The following is a 19,324-nucleotide window of genomic DNA, read 5'->3' on the forward strand; positions in this document are numbered from 1 at the left end:
GTTGTGATTTATCCCCCTGAAACACCAGACAGTAGCTGTATCTCCAGATAAGAGATAGGCTTGAATATATGTCTAACACTAACGCCAATTTTGATATGACCGGGATCCCGTTAGGTCAAGAAGTCCGTAAACGTAAAACTCCTCAGGAAAAAATGGCCATTATTCAGCAGAGGATGGAGCCCGGCATGAATGTCTCCCATCTCGCACGACTGCACGGTATCCAGCCCAGCCTGCTGTTTAAGTGGAAAAAGCAATATCAGGAAGGAAGCCTCACTGCCGGGGAGGACGTTGTTCCTGCCTCTGAGCTTGCAGCTGCATTGAAGCAGGTCCGGGAGCTCCAGCGCCTTCTGGGTAAGAAGACGATGGAGGTTGAGATCCTAAAAGAAGCCGTGGAGTACGGCCAGTCACGAAAATGGATAGCGCACGCGCCCTTGTTGCCAAAGGCCGGGGAATAGCACAGGTCAGCCGCGCCATGAGCGGGTCGCGTGCGCCGCTGTCACTGCGGATTAAGCGTTCTGCCGACTGGCAGGACAGGCGCTGTAACCGGCGTAATGACGAAGCAGACGCTGAAATACTGTCGGACATCCTCGACATCATCAGCGATATGCCCAGCTACGGCTATCGGCGGGTGTGGGGCATCCTGCGTAAACAACGTCGCGCAGAGGGACTGACGCCGGTAAATGCGAAACGACTTTACAGGATCATGTGTGAGCATAACCTGCTGTTATTACATTGAAAACCAGAGCGGCCGAGGCGTGAGCATAAGGGCAGGATCGCGGTGGCAGAAAGCGATATGCGCTGGTGTTCAGATGGCTTCGAGTTCGGCTGCGACAACGGTGAAAAACTGCGGGTCACCTTCGCACTGGACTGCTGCGACAGAGAGGCCATAGACTGGGCTGCGAGCACTGGAGGCTACGACAGTTCGACCGTGCAGGATGTGATGCTGATGTCGGTAGAAAAGCGCTTCGGCGACAGGTTACCCGATACAGCGGTGCAGTGGTTGACGGACAACGGTTCAGCGTATACCGCGCATGAAACGCAGAGGTTCGCCAGAGAACTGGATCTGGAGCCCTGCACAACAGCGGTGAGCAGCCCGCAGAGCAATGGCATGGCCGAACGGTTCGTGAAGACGATGAAGGAAGACTATATCGAGTTCATGCCAAAACCGGATGCGAGAACAGCCCTGCGAAACCTTGCAGCAGCTTTCACGCATTACAATGAAAACCATCCGCACAGCGCGCTGGGATATCACTCTCCGAGAGAATACCGGCGGCAGCGGGCTTCGTTAACTTAAGATACAAAAGCTGTACGGAGATGGCGGGGCAAGATCACAGTAAAAAACGCCGGGTGATTCACAGGGGTGTTATTTATTTCACTCATCAAGACAGTGTAATTCATGAGGTATTGATATGGCCAAGATTGTCAGTGCAATCAGTATGTCCCATGTCCCCGGCGCGTTAGGCTGGGCGGATGCGCACTCGGCTGAACAGCGTGAACGCCTGGCGGCGATCCACGCCAAACTTAAGCAATGTATCGATGAAACTAAACCGAATCTGATTATTGCTTTTTTGGATGATCATTTTGAAAATAACTTCCGTAATCTCATGCCTACGCTGGGTGTTCCGGTAAGCGATGCCAATATCGGCCCGGCAGAATACATGATGGAAGCGCTGAAATTTGATACTCAGCATAGTATTGCCAGTCATGCAGGCATCGCACAAACCCTGCTGGAGAAACTGATCCACGGCGGTTTTGATACCACGCGGATGGGCGCTATCGAGTACGGAAATAACCTGATGATGCCGCTGTTTTTTATCAATCCTGAATTCAATATTCCGGTGGTACCGGTTTATATCAACGTCTTTTCTCCGCCTATAATGCCGTATTCCCGTGCTTATGATTTGGGATTGAAAGTGCGTGAAATCATCGATGCCTTGCCGAACGATTATCGCGTTCACTTCCTCGCGACGGGGGGGCTCTCTCATTGGCCGCCGGTCTGGGTCGAGGGGGCGCCGGAAGAGGATGAGTTGCTGCAGCGCATGAAGGTCTATCAAACCGTCGGCAAGAGCGCTCTGGTTGACGACCCGACCCTTTATACCGACTTTTCCCAATACGAAATCGATATGATGAGCAGAATGGAATGGCCCTTGGGCCACAGCCATCCGCTGGTCAATGAAGAATGGGATCGCGAAATGCTGGAGCGCTTCGAGGCTGGCGATGTGGCCTATATGCGCGCGCTGACCTACGAGGAAGTGGAAGAGCGCGGCGGCCACGGTGGCCATGAGGCGCTTAATTAGGTCGCGCTGATGGGCGCCATGAAAGGAGCCCGCCCTGATTATGTGGCGTATGAATCCGTTCCAGAGTGGATTACGGGCATGAGCTATTTAACCTATCCGGGTCAGAGCTGAGCTTGAGCGTCGTTAGGGCTCATCATCGGGTGCAAACAGCGTCCAAGAAGAAAGGCTGATAACAAAGGCGCTCCGATCAGGGCGCCTTGGCCAGGTGTTTCAGCTAACGCCAGCCGATGATGCTTTGTATTGGGGCAACGAGGCTTACTGTCGCCGACAGGACATGGCATCCCCATTTTGTCGAAAATGACTGGAGAACAAACCCGATGGCACGAATCGCGGTAATCGGAGCGGGTATGGGCGGGTTAGCTTTCGCCGCCGCCATGAGAAACAGCAGGCATGATGTTATCGTATATGAACAGGCCAATGAATTGACCGAGCTCGGCGCCGGGATCTCGCTTTGGGCGAATGGAACGCGCCTGTTTGCAGAAATGGGTATCGCGTCGACGGTCTTGCGAGACGGAAGCGGCCTATTTTCGTAATGGGGACGGCAGCGTGGCGGCCTCCCAGCCGCTAGCGCGTGATAACTGGTACCGGCAGGAATATGGTTCCCCCTATTATGGCGCTTTCCGTACCGATCTTCAGGCGGCGTTGCTTGACGTCGTCGGGCGAGTTAATATCCGGCTCGGTAAGCAATTGACCCGACTGGATGATTCAGGGGAAGAAGCAACGCTCTATTGGGCTGACGGCACCCGGGATACCGCGGATTTGGTCGTCGGGGCGGATGGTATCCGATCGGTGGTGCGGCAGACGGTCAGTGATACCGCCCTCCCGGTGTTTACGGGCAACAGTGCGTTTCGTGGGCTGGCCAAAACCGCACTATTAGACCGTCTTCCCGAGCCGCATTCCTTTACGGACTGGATTGGCGAGGGCATGCATGTACTTAATTTTCCCATCGGCAAAGACTTTGAATATCAAACCATCGTAGTATTCATGGATGGCCCGGAGAAGTTGGAGCACGACGCCTGGCGAGTCCCTGCCGACGCCGCGGCCATCGGCAAAAAGTTTGCCCATTGGCATCCCGCCGTCGGGCAATTGCTTGAGCATGTGAATCTGGCTGAACGCTGGGGCATGTTCCAGGTCAGTCCTCATGGCATCGCGGACGGGCGGTGTTGATCGGTGATGCTGCACACGGCATGATGCCGCATCACGGACAAGGGGCTATTTCATCGTTTGAAGATGCTATTGCCCTCGCCCATGTTATCAATGATGACGCACTCTCCTCCATGGCAGCCAAGTTCGATGCCTATGAGCGGGAGCGTAAAGCGCGGGGTGAACGGATCCAAACCTCGTCGAGAAGCGTCAATGATTGCCTGCATCTCCCCGCAGGGGCCGCGCGCCTGGAGCGCAATCGGGTCCTTAATGAACTTGGCCGGCATTTTTCCTGGCTTCACGGCTATAAGATCGGCGTTTAATTGGGGTCGAAGCCGATTTGGCGCCCGGCTTGGCCGATGATCGCGCGTCGACACCCCAAGGCGTTGCCCGTGCGACCATGACTGAGCGCTGGCAACAGACCATCGCCGGCAGCTAGCGCTTGCCCAGTGCTTGGCGCGTAATCAGCGGCGTGGCGGGGCAACGCGTTATCTGCCCGACGGCGTCAATGGGACGCCTGGGCCAGCCGATAACATCCACCACTTTGCCAATGAAATACAGCCCCGGGACGTCGTTGCACGCCAGCGTTTTGGAAGACAGACCGCGGGTATCGACGCCGCCTTGCGTTACTTCGGCGGTGCGGTAGCCTTCAGTACCGTTGGGTTGCACTCGCCACTGCTGCAGCGGCAACACCCATTGCGCCGTCAGGCGCGGGGTCAGCTGTTTCAGGCTGATATCGGGAATGTCGTACAACTGGTGCCAACAATCCACTAGCCGACGCGGCAACAGCTTCGCCAGGGTATTTTTCAGGCTTTGGTTGGGATGGGCGGCGGTTTCCTCGCTGAGGAAGGACGACAATGCCACCTCCGGCAGTAAATTGAGGGTCAAGAACTCGCCCGTCTGCCAAAAGCTGGAAATCTGCAATATCGCCGGGCCGGACAGTCCGCGGTGGGTAAAAAGGATGTTTTCGCGAAAACGGGTGCCATCTTCGGCGCTGACGACAGCCGGCACCGCGACGCCCGCCAGCATCGCCAGCGAATCCAGCAGCGGTTTATGCAGCGTAACGGGCACCAGCGCCGCCCGCGTGGGAATCACCGCCAGCCCGAACTGCTGGGCAAGACGGTAACCAAACGGCGTCGCCCCCAGGCCGGGCATCGACAGCCCGCCTGTAGCGATCACCAGCGCAGAGGTGAAAATCTCCCCCTGCGGCAGCGTCAGCCGAAAACCACCGTATTGCCTGGCGACCGTCAGCACTTCGCTGCGCAGACGCAGTGTGACCTGTCCCAGCCGGCACTCCGCCAACAGGAGATCAACAATCTGCTGCGCGGAATCATCACAAAACAGCTGGCCGAGGGTCTTTTCATGCCAGGCAATGCCGTGGCGCTGCACCAGATCGATAAAATCCCATTGGCTATAGCGGGCCAGCGCCGATTTGCAGAAATGGGGGTTTTGCGACAGATAGGCGGCCGGCTCGATATAGAGGTTGGTAAAATTACAGCGTCCGCCGCCCGACATCAGAATCTTGCGGCCGGGTTTTTTGCCGTTATCCAACAACAGCACACGGCGGCCCGATTGGCCCGCCTGGGCGGCGCAAAACATGCCCGCCGCGCCGGCGCCGATAACAACCACCTCAAACTTCTCTGCCATTATGTCACTCTGCCTATACTCTAAATGGGCGACCCGACCGGGCGGGCTTAACACAGCGGCCCGATTGTAATGGGCCTGACATGACAATGCTATGGTAACAAAATGCTAGATTGGGTAAAAAAGCGTATCTTGCTGAATTTGAAAGTTTATAGGGGTGAATGCCTGTCTGCCGGCAGCAAGAATATCAAAAAAAGGTCATATTTTCCTTTTCCCCTGGCCCTCTTGTCGCAGATAATGCGGCCCGTTCATGTCCAAACAATGGCGTAACTCTCTATGCTACATCTATTCACCGGCCTGGAATTCCATACCGGTTTAATGTTGGTGCTCGCATTAATTTTTGTCTTGGTTTATGAGGCCATTAATGGCTTTCATGATACGGCCAACGCGGTGGCCACCGTCATCTACACCCGCGCACTGCGCTCGCAACTGGCGGTCGCCATGTCCGGGGTGTTTAATTTCCTCGGGGTACTGATGGGTGGCTTGAGCGTGGCCTATGCCATCGTTCATCTGTTGCCGACCGACCTGTTGCTTAATGTCAGTTCGGCCCACGGCCTGGCGATGATGTTCTCCATGATGCTGGCGGCGATTTTGTGGAACCTTGGAACCTGGTATTTCGGCCTGCCGGCCTCTAGCTCGCACACTCTGATCGGCGCGATTATCGGCATCGGTCTGACCAACGCATTGGTCAGCGACAGCTCAGTGGTCCAGGCGCTGAATATCCCCAAATTGATTGAAATCTTCCTGTCGCTGATTATTTCTCCGCTAGTGGGATTGGTGCTGGCGGGGGCGATGGTGTTTGTTCTGCGCCACTACTGGAGCAATACCAAAAAACGCCGCCGCATCCATCTGACGCCGGCGGAGCGGGAGAAAAAGGACGGCAAGCGTAAACCGCCGTTTTGGACCCGTATCGCCCTGATTTTCTCCGCCGCCGGCGTGAGTTTTTCCCATGGCGCCAACGACGGGCAGAAAGGTATCGGGCTTATCATGCTGGTGCTAATAGGCGTTGCGCCGGCGGGATTTGTAGTCAATATGAATGCCAGCGGCTACGACATCAGCCGCACCCGCGATGCGGTGAATCATCTGCAACAATATTATACCCAGCACCCCGGCGCGTTCACCCATGTCGTCGGCCCGGATGAACAGCCTGTGCCGCCGCCGGCCGCGCAAAATGCCGTTCCCGCCATCCCCCCTGTCGCCAGCGGCGCGCCGATAGCCGATGGCCAGCGGCTGGAACAAGGGGATGCCTCCCCGCCACACGAGTTTCATTGCGACCTGTCCCGGGCGCTGTTCGCCATCAATCGCGCCTCGCTGCTGTTGGGCAATCTGGACAGCTATGAAACCCTCAACGCCGATCAGCGCTCTCACGTACGGCGCCTGCTGATGTGCATTGCCGACACCGCCGATAAAGTGGCGAAGCTGCCGGAAACCCCTTCTGCAGATAAACGCTTCTTGTCGAACCTTCGTCAGGATCTACTGTATACGGTAGAGTACGCGCCGATGTGGATCATCATCGCCGTAGCGCTGGCGCTTTCGCTGGGCACCATGGCGGGCTGGCGTCGGGTGGCCACGACCATCGGCGAGAAAATCGGTAAGAAAGGCATGGCCTATGCCCAGGGGCTGTCGGCCCAGATGACGGCGGCGGTGTCCATCGGCGTTGCCAGCTATACCGGCATGCCGGTTTCCACCACCCACGTGCTGTCGTCCGCAGTGACCGGTACCATGCTGGTGGATGGCGGCGGTGTGCAGGGCAAGACCGTGAAAAACATCCTGTTGGCCTGGGTACTGACGCTGCCGGTGGCGATTATTCTGGCCGGTAGCCTGTACTGGCTGGCGCTAAAACTTATCTAACCAGCGCCGCACGCAACAAGACGGCCAGCCGGCCGTCTTTTTTTTGCCTGGCGCTCAATGCCAGATAGCCAGGGCGATGAGGCTGACCGCGATGAGCCCGCATAGTGCGCTGGTCAGCATAAATTGCCCGCGCACACGCTCACAGCGGCGGATGAATTCCGGGTCGTGATGATCCAGATAGCGCTGGGCAAAAATGTAGCGCACCAGTCGCAACTGCTTGCCGGGCTGGCCATGGGCGGTAAAGAAACCGCTACCGTCGACATATTGGTATAGCAGCGGATCGCAGCCGCGCAGCACCACCAGCAACGCTCGCAAAGAATAATAACGAGCCATATTAATCAGGCATACGACACATAAAGCCCAGAACAGCGCAACAGTGTTCATGATGAGTCCTCCCGGCAACATCCAAAACCGCCACAATGCCCGACGTCCGCGGTACGACAACGGTTATAACCGACATGTGTAAGCTCACGACTGACAGACCATCTGAAGTTTGTTGCTATGCGCATGCGAGCGGCGCGGAAGAGAACTGTGAGATGGCATACTGTTCAGTGTAGAAAAATTTTGACAAAAGCCGCCAACCGAAGCGACAGAAATTATGCATTTTCGCAAAAAAGTTTTACCCTCGCGTTTAGTGAGCACCGTCGGCCTGATCGGGGGAAGATATCGTGACCCTTCTCGCAGTTGCGCAGGTCAGCCGCTTCGTTCCGCGGGCGAGTACGGCTATACTGAAAGAGGGACACCAAGACTGGAGATAGTGCGTCCGCTGTCGCCGGGGTCGCATATTGCGACGAGAATAGACGAGTGACATTTTGCAAGGAGTCTGATTATGGCTTACAAACACATCCTGATAGCCGTTGACCTTTCACCGGAAAGTAACGTGCTGGTCGAAAAAGCCGTATCAATGGCCAGACCTTATAACGCCAAAGTTTCCCTGATCCACGTTGACGTCAATTACTCCGACCTCTATACCGGTCTTATCGACGTCAATCTCGGCGATATGCAAAAGCGCATATCTGAAGAAACGCAGCATGCCATGACCCAGCTGTCGCAAAACGCCGGCTATCCGATTACCGAAACGCTGAGCGGCAGTGGCGATCTGGGCCAGGTGCTGGTGGACGCCATCAACAAATACGACGTGGGTCTCGTGCTGTGCGGCCATCACCAGGACTTCTGGAGTAAGCTGATGTCTTCCGCGCGCCAGCTCATCAACACGGTCCATGTGGATATGTTGATCGTCCCGCTCAGCGACGATGAAGAAGACATGGATGATATCGCCTGACCTGCCCGGCGTGCGAGGATAAAACGGCGATATAGAAGCAGTAAGCGCCGGGCAGAGCAAGGCGTAGACTTGAGAGTCGCGCACTGCTTTGCCTGGTGTAAGCCTGTTGCACCGTGAGCACTTTGCCCGGCGCCAGCCTGTCGCCGCTGTAAGCACTTTGTCTGACGGCGGGGCCTTGCTCAGCCTCAGCGCATTGGCCCACGCTGGGTATGTGGCGGCGAAGTTATTTTCGCCAGACGGGTTAGCGACCACCCTAAAAAGGTATCACCCTTGTTACTCTCCGCGCATTCCGTTCAACGGCAGCGTCAGGCTGCCACTCATGCCATCCATCTTGCCGCTCAATGGCAGGCATTGTCCGCTATTTAGGCTCTGCAAAACGGCTGTTGCGGCTGTGCGGGCTTGAGGAACAAGCACGTCAGCGAACGTCCCGACACTCTTTCTTGCAGGGTTATGACTAGTAAAATTCAGGCTTGAGGAACCAGCACCTCGGCGCACGCCTCAATTGTCATGCCGGCGTCGTTATGGCACGCCAGGGCCGGACCCTTCGCATCAGGCGAAAATGCTTCACAGGGATCGCTTTAACAAAAGGAATTACGCTATGTTCATTCGACAGCTCAATTACCTGATAGCGCTGGCAGAGCACCGCCATTTTGCACAAGCCGCAGAGCATTGTTGTGTCTCTCAGCCGTCCTTGTCTGCCGCTATCCGCCAGTTGGAGCAAGAACTCGGTATCACTATCATCCAGCGCGATCATCACTTTCAGGGTTTCACGCCAGAGGGCGCACGGGTGCTGGCCTGGGCCAGACACACGCTGGCCTCTCTGGATGGTCTGAAACAGGAAGCCGCTCTGGCACAAACGGTGGCGGGAGGCGTGTTGGAGATGGGCATCGTGCCTTCAGCTGTGCGCGTGGTTTTCCTGTTGATCGACGCATACCGCCGTGAAATTCCCCGGCTGAGTCTGAAGGTGTTTGCTTTGAGCACCCGTGAAATATTGAGCCGGCTGAAAAAGCATGAGTTGCACGTCGGCATCGCCTACACGGAGCAGTGCCCTGCCGCGGTCTATGAAACCCTGCCGCTGTTCACCGAGCGAATCGTGCTTCTGACCGGCGCCGGCGCCCCGACAGCTGACCAAAAAATTTACAGCTGGGCAGAGGTGGGGCAATTACCTCTGTGTCTCTTCAACCACGACATGCAGAACCGCCGGATCGTCGAATATGCCTTTCAGCAGGCGGGCGTCAGCCCCTCGGTAGTGGTTGAAACCAATACCCTCGACCTGTTGTATGAGATGGTAAGCCGCGGACAGGTTGCCAGCATTGCCCCCATTAGCGCGATACCCACCTGTTTTATCACTCATGACATCGCCGTTCATTCCATCATGCCGCAACCCGTGCCGGGGCCGGAAATAAGCTTACTGCGCTTGCGACAAGACATTCAGCCAGCGCTGCTGTGCGGCATTTGGGCCACGACGCCGCCCTTGGATCTCCAGCATGCACTGGACCAGGCGATGACCCGTAACGGCAGATAGTTTGTCTCTATCAACCGATGCCAGCAATCGATTAGACGGGGGGGAGGTCAAGGCGCAAAGTGGATAGCGCAATAGCAATGAATGTTAAGCGCTTCATTAGCCTAAGGATGGACGATGTCGAAAATATTATGTGTACTTTACCCCGATCCGATAACCGGCTTTCCCCCGGTTTACGCCCGTGACACTCTGCCGACGATCCTCACCTATCCGGGCGGCCAATCCGCACCGACTGCCGGTGAGATTAGAGCAAGAACTCGGCCTGACTTACCATGACTCGCCCGAATCCTTGGTCAGGGTTTGCGACGTCGTCAACCTGCAGACGCCGCTCTATCCTGCAACGCAGGGTTTCGTCAACGACGCGTTTCTAGCGCAATTCAAGCGTGGGGCCTATCTGGTCAATACCGCGCGCGGCGCACTGTGTGACCGCGACGCCATCAGCCGTGCATTGAACTCGGGGCAATTGGCTGGCTACGGCGGCGATGTATGGTTTCCCCAACCGGCACCGGGTGATCACCCTTGGCGCACCATGCCGCACCAGGGCATGACGCCGCATATTGCAGGTTCTTCTTTATCGGCGCAGGCGCGATACGCAGCGGGAACATTAGAAATTCTGCAAAACTTTTTTGACGGCACGCCGATCCGCAAGGCGTATTTGATTGTCGACGGTGGCGGTCTGGCCGGCACAGGCGCAAACAGCTATAAGCTGAATTAACGCTTGATTATTGCCATTAAAGCAAACGATTGCGGCGGCTTTTAGCCGCCGCGATGTTATCGCCCGCACGCCGCATCACTTTTACCTTAGCCCGCCCGCAGGATTGCTCAGCGATATTCGACCGGGCATGCCCCGGCACCCAGCGCGTCGCAGGGATGTTCTTTGACGTCACGCTAATTCCGCGGCGTCTTTCGCCCTCAGTCGTTACCCTACGGCGAGGACGTCTGTGACGGATAAAGATCAAAACGATGGTTCTTAGTGGTAATAGCAGACTGCGCCGGCACGCCCGCCAGCGGCGGCGCATAGTCGGGCCTTTTTACCACCACACGGCGCCGCGCCAACGCCAGCGCGGGCGCTAATAGCCCGTCGGCATCCTCATCGGCCCCCACTAGCAGTTGAAATAACCGCATCTCCTTTTTCACCAGCGCGCTTTTTTGCCGGTGCGGAAACATCGGATCGAGATACACCACATCCGGCGCAGGGTGCAACTGCGCCGGCGCGCTCAGGCTGGAGCCGTGATGCAGCGTCAAACGCGGCGCAAGCCACGGGCCTAACTCAGGATCGGCATAAGCGCGGCGCAGACCATCTTCCAACAGCGCCGCCACGACCGGATGACGCTCAAACATCCGCACCCGGCAGCCCAAACAGGCGAGCACAAAAGCATCGCGACCCAGACCGGCGGTGGCGTCCAACACGTCCGGCAACCATTGACCCTTGATGCCCACCGCCTTGGCCACCGCCTCACCGCGCCCGCCGCCGTAGCGGCGCCGATGCGCCATGGCGCCGGTGACGAAATCCACGGCGACAGCGCCTAATTTGGGCTCGTCCCGTTTACGCAATTCCACCCGTTCGGAGGTCATGACCAGCGCCAAGGCGGCCTGGGGATCGCTTTTCAACCCCCAGCGCGCGGCCAGCGCCTGCAAAGATTGGGGGTCGATGCCGGCCTCACTGCTCAAAAAGACCGTGCTCAAGCCCCATATTCCCGAATGCCGTAATGGCGCAGCATGGCGTCCAACTGCGGCTCGCGGCCGCGGAAACGGGCAAAAAGCACCATCGGCTCTTCGGAACCGCCGCGGGAAAGGATGGTATCGAGGAACGATTCGCCGGTATCCCGGTTGAATATCCCCTCCTCCTCGAAACGCGACCAGGCATCCGCCGCCAGCACATCCGCCCACAAATAGCTGTAATACCCCGCCGCATAACCACCGGCGAAAATATGGCTGAAGGCGTGGGGGAATCGTCCCCACGGCACGGTCGGTACCACCGCCACCTGTTTTTTCACCTCCGCCAGAGTGTCGAGCACGCGCGCGCCCTGCTCAGGCTGGCATTGGTAATGCATGCGGAAATCAAACAGGCCGAATTCCAGTTGGCGCAGAATAAAGAGCGCCGCCTGATAATTTTTTGCTTCCAACAGCTTGTTCAAGAGCGTATCGGGCAGCGGCTCGCCGGTTTCATAATGGCCCGAAATAAACGCCAGCGCTTCAGGCTGCCAGCAATAATTCTCCATAAACTGGCTCGGCAGTTCCACAGCATCCCAAGGTACGCCGCTGATGCCAGCCACCCCGGGCGTGTCAATACGGGTCAGCATATGGTGCAGCCCATGCCCGAACTCATGGAACAGCGTGGTCACCTCATTATGGGTAAAAAGCGCCGGTTTACCGTTTATCGGGCGGTTAAAGTTGCAGGTGAGATAAGCCACCGGTTTTTGCAGTTCGCCATCGGCCTTACGCATCATGCCGACACAGTCATCCATCCAGGCGCCGCCGCGTTTATTGTCGCGGGCGTACAGGTCAAGGTAAAAACTGCCGCGCAGTTCGCCGTGCTCATCAAACAGATCGAAGAAACGCACCTCGGGATGCCAGGTATCGACATCGGTGCGCTCTTTAGCGGTGATGCCGTAAATACGTTTGACCACCTCGAACAGGCCGCTGACGACCCGCGGTTCAGGGAAATAGGGACGCAATTGTTCATCGTTGATCGAAAACAGGTGCTGTTTTTGTTTTTCGCCGTAATAAGCGATATCCCACGGATCCAGCCTATCGCGGTAGAAGTGGCGTTGCGCGAAGGCGCGCAGCTGCGCCAGCTCCTGCTCGCCCTGTGGGCGCGCGCGCCTGGCCAGATCGGTGAGAAAATACAGCACCTGCCGCGGATCCTGCGCCATTTTGGTGGCCAGGGATTTATCGGCATAGCTGTTGAAGCCCAGCAGTTGCGCCAGCTCATGGCGCAGCGCCAGAATTTCGCTCATGATGGGGCCGTTATCCCATTTGCCGGCATCCGGCCCCTGATCGGAGGCGCGGGTGTTATAGGCACGGTAAAGCTCCTCACGTAGCGCGGCGTTATCGCAATAGTTGAGCACCGGAAAATAGCTAGGGATATCGAGCGTCAGTAACCAGCCCTCCTGCTCGCGGGCCTGCGCCTGGGCGCGGGCGGCGGCAAGGGCGCTTTCGGGCATGCCGGCCAATTCCTGCTCATCGGTTATCAACTTGCTCCAGCCCATGGTGGCGTCCAGCACGTTATTGCTGTAGGCCGACCCTAGCTCCGACAAACGGGCGACGATTTGCCCATAGCGCTGCTGTTTTTCCGCCGGCAAGCCAATACCGGACAATTCAAAATCGCGCAGCGCATTATCCACCGCTTTCTTCTGCGCCACGCTCAGCTGCACATAGTGTTGGCCGTCGCGCAGATTACGATAGGCTTGATACAAACCGTTATGTTGCCCTAACCAAGTGCTGTACTCAGACAGCAGCGGCAAGCTCTGTTCATAGGCTTCGCGCAATTCCTGACTGTTCTTCACCGCATTTAAATGGCCCACCGGCGACCAAATCCGGCTCAAACGGTCATCAGCGTCCGCCAGCGGTTGGCAGAGAGTCTCCCAGGTGAACGGACCGGGCTGCGCCACGACCTCCTCAACGGTGTGGCGACAGTGCTCAAGCGCGGCTTTCACCGCCGGCACGACGTGCTCAGGACGAAGAGCGGCAAAAGGGGGCAAGGAAAACGAGGTCAGTAACGAATTAGTCATAGCGCAGTCCTGATGTTCGTGAAAGCCAATAGGATTAACATGAGGATAACTCAATGGCGAGCGAAGTGTAACGGCCGCCGTGCGACGCGACCGGTCATTTTCCCTCCGCTTACGCTGCCTAAGAGTTGATGCGCTGACGATTTCCGGCAAACGGGTCTGGATTAGCGATTAATTGCTTGATCTGGTGCGGATAAATATTCAGTAATAAGGTATTGAATAGTTATTATTAACAGTTAATCACTCACCACCTATTTCTGAGGACGGGTATCATCATGCTAACTGCCTTTAACCGAATGCTGGATAAGCCGGATCTGGGGAAATTGCTGCTGCGGTTTACCTTTGGCGCCATGATGTTGTTTCACGGCATCCATAAACTGCTGTTCGGCATCAATGGCATCATCGGGATGGTTCAGGCCCATGGAATGCCCGCCATCGTCGCTTATGGGGTGTTCCTGGGTGAAATCATTGTACCGCTGATGTTTATTTTCGGCATTCTGGTGCGGCCGGCGGCACTGATCTTCGCCTTCACCATGCTGTTTGCCTGGCTGATTACCGAACCCGGCATCATTTTTACCCTGACGAACGTGGGCGCCTGGGGACTGGAAAATATTGCGGTCTATCTTTTTGCCGGGCTCGCGATCGCGCTGCTGGGCTGTGGCCGCTATAGCGTGATGAGCAATCCCGCCTGGCGATAGCGTGCTACCACCCCGCATCAGGGGCGCGGAGTGCTGGCCGCTACAAAGAGACGATGAGAGGCAACCGTTAGCGCTAAAACCGATGAGGGACAACCGGCCGCGGTAAGCAGGCGTGAAGCCTTACTGGCGACGGCGCAGGAAAGCTAATCGATGGCCGCAACGCCGCGAAGGGCAATTTATGCCGGCGCACCCGCGACGGTACCGCCGCCTAAACCGGATGCAGCGCACCCAGCGCGTGGAAATACTGCTCTCCCCGGTCACGCTCGGCGTCGCTGCCGGCATCGGCGAACAGCGTAATGACGCACTGCGCCGGGGTCATCTCTTGCGCCAGCTCATAGGCGCAGCGCCAGTTGGCGGCGGCGGACGCGCCAATACGGACACCGGTCAAACGATGAAACTAATACATCGCGCTTAACGATGCCTGCCAACTGACCTCTTTGAACGGAACATGCTCCAGCCCCACATGGGCGAGAAAGGGTTGTCGGAAACCAAAACCCATCCCGCCCGCGCCACCGAATTTATCGCAATCATTAGGCGGATCATAGGTACCAAACGGCAATTCGCTAGGCGTCTTGCCGAGCACCCTTAGCGCTGGATTGTCCTTAACCAGTGCGGCATAGACGCCGCTCAAGGTACCACCGGTCACGACTGCCGCCACCCAACCGTCCGCTTTCTCAGCCGCCAGTTGACGGCGAATTTACTGCCCGGTCTGGTATTGATGAATCGCCACATTCACCAAATCCAGATGTTGTGACAGCAGTGTCCAGCCGGGATCGTGCAAACCTATCGCCTGGGCGCGGCTCTGATAAGTCCCAGCAGGAAAAAGCGGCTTTCTACGGTGCTTAGCTCCGCGCAGGCGTCGCGCAGAAAATCCACCAGCGGCGGCGGTGAACTATCGGGGATGATCAAATGTATCGGAATGCCGTACAGCTGGCCCAGTTTCGCCAGGGCTTTGCCCATATTACCGCCAGAAGCGTCCAACAGTTTCAGCGGTGCGCGGCTAAAATCATGTTGATTGATAGCCTCACAGAACATGCCGAACGCCGCGCGATCTTTCACCGAGCCGAACGGATTGACGAACTCGAACTTCGCCAGAATACGGCCGCCCCCCGCCGGGCCGGGCACCGGTTGTAAGGGTGTATTGCCCAATGCCTGATAAAAGGAATTTAACGCGGGGAACAAGCTGAGCGCACGAGTGGGATCAGGCGCACCGTTAAGGGAATTGAACAATGCAAAATTCATGTGCTTTCCTTGGCTGTGGAGCTGGGCGAAAGTGACTGAACCATTCTTGTTATGTGTACTGACAATTTATCAGTTGGCTAGAGAGGGTCAATGCCTGTAAAATTAATGACTTATTGCTTTCCGGCCGCCAGTTTTAATGCCCTGGCGGCCGGAAAAAACCGGGCTGGAGACCGCGCGTATGTTTGAACTTTTCAAAACCATCGGCTTGGGTCTGATGGTACTGCTGCCGTTAGTGAATCCACTCACCACCGTAGCGCTGTTCCTCAGCCTCAGTAAAAACATGACCGCGGCGGAACGAAACCAGCAGGCCCGTCTGGCGTCGGTCTATGTCTTCGCCATTATGATGGTCGCCTTCTATGCTGGTACGCTGGTGATGAATACTTTTGGTATCTCTATCCCGGGGCTTCGTATCGCCGGCGGGCTTATCGTCTCCTTTATCGGGTTTCGCATGCTGTTTCCCGCGCAGACCGATGACGATCCAGGCATTGCCGAAAGCAAGGCACGCGAGATGCATAAGCATAAATCCACCAATATCGCTTTCGTGCCGCTGGCCATGCCGAGCACGGCGGGACCGGGCACCATCGCCATGATCATCAGTTGGGTTTCGACCGTCAACGAAGACGTCCATTTTTCCCCCTGGGTCACCACGCTCGCCCCGGTACTGGTTTTTTTGACCATCAGCGTGGTTGTCTGGATAGCGCTGCGCAGTTCAGGCGCCATTATGCATGTGGTCGGCGCCAGCGGTATTGAAGCGATTTCACGGCTGATGGGGTTTCTGCTGGTGTGTATGGGCGTCCAGTTCGTTATCAATGGCGTGCTGGAGATCATCGCCGATTACCACGCCTGATACCGTCGCCGACGCCCCTGCCCTGGCGCGCCGGTGCTTAGCCATCAGACCGGCAGCGGCCCGTTATCCTCTGTTTCGCCTGCGCCATCAGCCAGTAGAACAGGCAGCCCGCCAGCAATGCATTCAGTGACGGGATCCACAGTTGGCAGGTGAGGCCCACCGTACTGCCGCCCAGCCAGGCCGCCATGGCCGGCCAGCCGATGCCCGGCGTCGTCGCCGCATCGGGCAGAACGTGGCGTGCGCGGGTCGCATCAAGCAGCGCGCGATGGGTGCGCAGCACGTAGTAATCCACCAGCATGACGCCGGCAATGGGCGGGAACAGCACGCCCAGCAAAATGAGAAAGTCGATAAAATGGGCAATAATACCCATCACCGATAGTGCGGTGCCGGTCAGTCCCAGAATCAGCGTCAACCAGCGGTAGCGCCATTTACGATGGGTTAACGCATCCAGCGCGGTTGCCATGCCAAGGCTGGCAGAGTATAAATTGACGTCATTCACTTTTATGGCGGAGAGGATCACGGTAACCAGACCAATCCCGCCGGCGCTGTGGGTCATAATGGTGACCACGTCCGCCGTTCCAAGCGTATGGGCGACAATAACGGACAGGCAATTTATGATTATTTCACCCACAATAATAGAAGAAGTCACCATAAATAAAACGTGATTTTTATTTTTACAATAGCGGCAAATATCGGGAGAAATCAGCGCGCCGACAATATATCCGCCGGCCACCATGGTCGCCCCCTGACTTAACGACATCGCCGGCCCATTAGGCTGTCCATCCAGAAAATTAAGCACATCTGGGCCGCTGACGATATCATAAAGAATATACACCACCACCAAGAAAAACAACGGCACTGATATTTTCGCCGTCCAGCTTAAGGCGGAAAACCCGTATAACACTAATAGTGTAATGCTCAATCCAGATAAAATGGCGGCGGCGGTAAAATTGAGTGTTCCTTGTGAAACATGCAGTAATCCGTCCGCCAGCACGGAATTTTGCACGCCAAACCAGCCAATTAGGCTTAAGGCGATAAACACGCCGATAAGGCACGAGCCGATACGGCCAAATCCGCACCAGCGGGCCAGCAGGCTGGTAGATAAACCCTCACTCATCCCGGCCAGTCCCATTCCCAGACTTACCAGTTCCAACAACAGACTACCCAGCACCGTCGCCAGCATGGCCTGCCCAAAACTCATACTATGGCCGAGCGTCGCGCCAACCATAAATTGCGATAAGGACGTCATCACGCCCATTCGCACTAACGTGGCATTCAACAGACTCGCCCGGGCCGTTGCCGGCACCCGGTTATAGGCATGGTCATTTTTATTCGTCTCTGCTCCCTGCATAATACTTCTCCTTGTTATTTATTGCCGCGTCATTTCCTGGCGCGGATAGGGCTTTCATGCACTAAATAATATGAATATAGAATGATTCAAATCTGAATCGACGACAGGAATATAATAAAACACATCAATGAGCATTTCAATAACTGCCGTATTTCCAGCTTAACGCACTGCTGTATTATTTATTTAAAAATAGATAATGCCTATTTCAGTTATCACCCTTCTCACCGGCGGCGCCGTTAAAGCCGAAGGCTACGGGCACATCAAGCCACCGGGCCGCAGGCGCTTTAGCGACAAACGCCACCGAACTGACAAGCTGGCGCTTGGCCATGCGTCATTCGCCCCGCCGGGCATGGGGAACCCGCCTCCGCTACCGGTTTTCCGGCGCTATCGCAGCCGCCTCGCTGAGTGACCGATTCACTTTTACGGCAGTGGATTCAGACTATCACTGTGCCGCCCGTCTGGGGATAATAATGGTGGTAACCGGTAACCTGGTGCGCGAAACGCCTTGAAACGCGCCCTTTTTACATCTCTTCATTCTTTTCGCCGGATGTTTAGCTTATCTTGCACGTGGCGGTTGTCTGGGGCGAAACGTCATCCGCAGTCAACAATAATCGAAAATAGCGGCACGAATCAGAACCCCTGGCGGCCTGTGCGTTGCGGCGTCGGGATGGATTTAACCCATTGCGTCCGCATCCTGATATAATCCTCCGTCTGAGATATTGTTCATATGCTTTTCTTTGCTCTGAGTCAGATGCGTTGGCTCCGAATAGATACGCGGGTAACATGAGCAAATCACGGCATCAGCATCCTAAAATAACATTATTTATTAAGTAGATATCAAACCTATGCTCGGCTATCGCCACAGCTTCCATGCCGGTAACCACGCCGATGTGCTTAAACATACCGTGCTTAGCCTCATCCTGAGCGCGATGAAAGAAAAGGAAAAATCTTTCCTTTATTTGGACAGCCATGCTGGCGCGGGCCGCTATCTGCTTTCCGGTGAAAATGCCGAGCGCACCGGCGAATTCCTGGAAGGCATCGCCCGGATTTGGCAGCGTGACGATGTGCCGGCTCTGCTGTCGCCTTATCTCGACGTCATCCGTCATTTCAACCGCACCGGGCAGCTACGCTATTATCCCGGTTCGCCCCTGTTGGCCCGCCAACTGCTGCGCGACGAGGATAAATTCCATTTGACCGAGCTGCACGTCAGCGACTATCCGCTGCTGCGCAGCGAATTTCACAAAGATGCCCGCACCACGGTACTGCGGGCGGACGGCTATCAGCAGCTCAAGTCCCAATTGCCGCCGGCATCCCGGCGCGGCGTGGTACTGATCGATCCGCCTTATGAAATGAAAACGGATTATCAGGACGTGGTCAGCGCTATTCAGGAAGGCTACAAGCGTTTCGCCACCGGCGTCTATGCGCTGTGGTATCCGGTGGTGCTGCGCCAGCAGGTGAAGCGCACGCTGTCGGCGCTGGAGCGAAGCGGCATTCGGCGAATTCTGCACATTGAGCTGGCGGTCCGTCCCGATAGCGATCGGCGCGGCATGACCGCCTCCGGCATGATTGTCGTCAATCCCCCCTGGAAACTGGAACAGCAAATGAATGCCTTATTACCCTGGCTGCATCAGACGCTGGTCCCCACCGGCCAGGGCCACGCTTTCGCGCGCTGGCTAGTGCCGGAGTAACGGCGCCCCGCCTATCATAGGGATTGAC

General features: G+C 56.5%; 19 protein-coding genes and 1 pseudogene. 12 read left to right on the forward strand and 8 right to left on the reverse strand.

What is annotated here, in order from left to right:
- Nucleotides 1–95 precede the first annotated feature (95 nt).
- The 5 genes and pseudogenes from JZM24_RS06125 (at nucleotide 96) to JZM24_RS06145 (ending at nucleotide 3,763) form a co-directional block, all read left to right on the forward strand.
- Nucleotides 96–1,294: pseudogene (locus JZM24_RS06125) on the forward strand (IS3 family transposase).
- 115 nt (nucleotides 1,295–1,409) lie between these two features.
- The gene (locus JZM24_RS06130) at nucleotides 1,410–2,297 is read left to right on the forward strand and encodes a DODA-type extradiol aromatic ring-opening family dioxygenase (protein WP_215669033.1); all 888 of its coding nucleotides are present in this window, start codon (nucleotides 1,410–1,412) and stop codon (nucleotides 2,295–2,297) included.
- A 317-nt stretch (nucleotides 2,298–2,614) separates the two neighbouring features.
- Nucleotides 2,615–2,830, forward strand: coding sequence for an FAD-dependent oxidoreductase (locus JZM24_RS06135; protein ID WP_215669034.1), 216 nt, complete (start codon nucleotides 2,615–2,617; stop codon nucleotides 2,828–2,830).
- A 13-nt stretch (nucleotides 2,831–2,843) separates the two neighbouring features.
- Entirely contained in the window at nucleotides 2,844–3,464 is a 621-nt protein-coding gene (locus tag JZM24_RS06140) for an FAD-dependent monooxygenase (protein WP_215669035.1), read from the forward strand.
- Nucleotides 3,465–3,484: 20 nt separating this feature from the next.
- Entirely contained in the window at nucleotides 3,485–3,763 is a 279-nt protein-coding gene (locus tag JZM24_RS06145; protein ID WP_246579895.1) for an FAD-dependent oxidoreductase, read from the forward strand.
- Between the two features lie 112 nt (nucleotides 3,764–3,875).
- On the opposite strand, the gene JZM24_RS06150 is transcribed toward JZM24_RS06145, so the two are convergent.
- A complete protein-coding gene (locus tag JZM24_RS06150) occupies nucleotides 3,876–5,087 on the reverse strand; it encodes a BaiN/RdsA family NAD(P)/FAD-dependent oxidoreductase (RefSeq protein WP_215669037.1) in 1,212 nt (403 codons plus the stop codon).
- Between the two features lie 273 nt (nucleotides 5,088–5,360).
- Between JZM24_RS06150 and pitA the strand changes: the two genes are divergently transcribed.
- Nucleotides 5,361–6,935 carry an inorganic phosphate transporter PitA gene (gene pitA / locus JZM24_RS06155; RefSeq protein ID WP_215669038.1) on the forward strand — a complete coding sequence of 525 codons (1,575 nt, stop codon included), beginning with the start codon at nucleotides 5,361–5,363 and terminating at the stop codon, nucleotides 6,933–6,935.
- 54 nt (nucleotides 6,936–6,989) lie between these two features.
- On the opposite strand, the gene uspB is transcribed toward pitA, so the two are convergent.
- A complete protein-coding gene (uspB, locus tag JZM24_RS06160; protein WP_215670026.1) occupies nucleotides 6,990–7,322 on the reverse strand; it encodes a universal stress protein UspB in 333 nt (110 codons plus the stop codon).
- A 442-nt stretch (nucleotides 7,323–7,764) separates the two neighbouring features.
- Here uspB and uspA point away from each other — a divergent pair, with 442 nt between their 5' ends.
- From uspA to JZM24_RS06175, 3 genes are all read left to right on the forward strand, one after another.
- Nucleotides 7,765–8,217 carry a universal stress protein UspA gene (gene uspA, locus JZM24_RS06165; RefSeq protein WP_215669039.1) on the forward strand — a complete coding sequence of 151 codons (453 nt, stop codon included), beginning with the start codon at nucleotides 7,765–7,767 and terminating at the stop codon, nucleotides 8,215–8,217.
- 598 nt (nucleotides 8,218–8,815) lie between these two features.
- Nucleotides 8,816–9,742, forward strand: a complete 927-nt coding sequence (locus tag JZM24_RS06170; protein WP_215669040.1) for a LysR family transcriptional regulator — start codon at nucleotides 8,816–8,818, stop codon at nucleotides 9,740–9,742.
- Between the two features lie 178 nt (nucleotides 9,743–9,920).
- Nucleotides 9,921–10,454, forward strand: a complete 534-nt coding sequence (locus tag JZM24_RS06175; protein WP_215669041.1) for an NAD(P)-dependent oxidoreductase — start codon at nucleotides 9,921–9,923, stop codon at nucleotides 10,452–10,454.
- Between the two features lie 209 nt (nucleotides 10,455–10,663).
- On the opposite strand, the gene rsmJ is transcribed toward JZM24_RS06175, so the two are convergent.
- The gene (rsmJ, locus tag JZM24_RS06180; RefSeq protein ID WP_215669042.1) at nucleotides 10,664–11,425 is read right to left on the reverse strand and encodes a 16S rRNA (guanine(1516)-N(2))-methyltransferase RsmJ; all 762 of its coding nucleotides are present in this window, start codon (nucleotides 11,423–11,425) and stop codon (nucleotides 10,664–10,666) included.
- A complete protein-coding gene (gene prlC / locus JZM24_RS06185; protein WP_215669043.1) occupies nucleotides 11,422–13,473 on the reverse strand; it encodes an oligopeptidase A in 2,052 nt (683 codons plus the stop codon). Before prlC ends, rsmJ begins: the two co-directional genes overlap by 4 nt.
- 272 nt (nucleotides 13,474–13,745) lie before the next feature.
- On the opposite strand from prlC, the gene JZM24_RS06190 reads away from it, so the two are divergent.
- Complete coding sequence (locus JZM24_RS06190; protein ID WP_220098820.1) at nucleotides 13,746–14,168, forward strand: DoxX family protein; 423 nt, start codon at nucleotides 13,746–13,748, stop codon at nucleotides 14,166–14,168.
- A gap of 208 nt (nucleotides 14,169–14,376) precedes the next feature.
- Here the strand turns inward: JZM24_RS06190 and JZM24_RS18475 are convergent, their stop codons facing one another.
- The 3 genes from JZM24_RS18475 to JZM24_RS18485 all read right to left on the reverse strand — a co-directional run bounded on the left by JZM24_RS18475 (nucleotide 14,377) and on the right by JZM24_RS18485 (nucleotide 15,410).
- Nucleotides 14,377–14,556: a hypothetical protein gene (locus JZM24_RS18475; protein WP_246579896.1), complete on the reverse strand. Its 180-nt coding sequence runs from the start codon at nucleotides 14,554–14,556 to the stop codon at nucleotides 14,377–14,379.
- Nucleotides 14,557–14,565: 9 nt separating this feature from the next.
- Complete coding sequence (locus tag JZM24_RS18480) at nucleotides 14,566–14,826, reverse strand: hypothetical protein (protein WP_246579897.1); 261 nt, start codon at nucleotides 14,824–14,826, stop codon at nucleotides 14,566–14,568.
- Nucleotides 14,827–14,951: 125 nt separating this feature from the next.
- Nucleotides 14,952–15,410, reverse strand: a complete 459-nt coding sequence (locus JZM24_RS18485) for a pyridoxal-phosphate dependent enzyme (RefSeq protein WP_246579898.1) — start codon at nucleotides 15,408–15,410, stop codon at nucleotides 14,952–14,954.
- Between the two features lie 178 nt (nucleotides 15,411–15,588).
- On the opposite strand from JZM24_RS18485, the gene JZM24_RS06200 reads away from it, so the two are divergent.
- The gene (locus JZM24_RS06200; RefSeq protein ID WP_215669044.1) at nucleotides 15,589–16,257 is read left to right on the forward strand and encodes a MarC family NAAT transporter; all 669 of its coding nucleotides are present in this window, start codon (nucleotides 15,589–15,591) and stop codon (nucleotides 16,255–16,257) included.
- Nucleotides 16,258–16,294: 37 nt separating this feature from the next.
- On the opposite strand, the gene JZM24_RS06205 is transcribed toward JZM24_RS06200, so the two are convergent.
- Nucleotides 16,295–17,608: a purine-cytosine permease family protein gene (locus JZM24_RS06205; protein ID WP_215669045.1), complete on the reverse strand. Its 1,314-nt coding sequence runs from the start codon at nucleotides 17,606–17,608 to the stop codon at nucleotides 16,295–16,297.
- Nucleotides 17,609–18,453: 845 nt separating this feature from the next.
- Between JZM24_RS06205 and JZM24_RS06210 the strand changes: the two genes are divergently transcribed.
- A complete protein-coding gene (locus JZM24_RS06210; RefSeq protein WP_215669046.1) occupies nucleotides 18,454–19,296 on the forward strand; it encodes a 23S rRNA (adenine(2030)-N(6))-methyltransferase RlmJ in 843 nt (280 codons plus the stop codon).
- The last annotated feature ends 28 nt before the right edge of the window (nucleotides 19,297–19,324 follow it).

The organism is Candidatus Sodalis endolongispinus (assembly GCF_018777395.1).
Taxonomy (GTDB): domain Bacteria; phylum Pseudomonadota; class Gammaproteobacteria; order Enterobacterales; family Enterobacteriaceae; genus Sodalis_B; species Sodalis_B endolongispinus.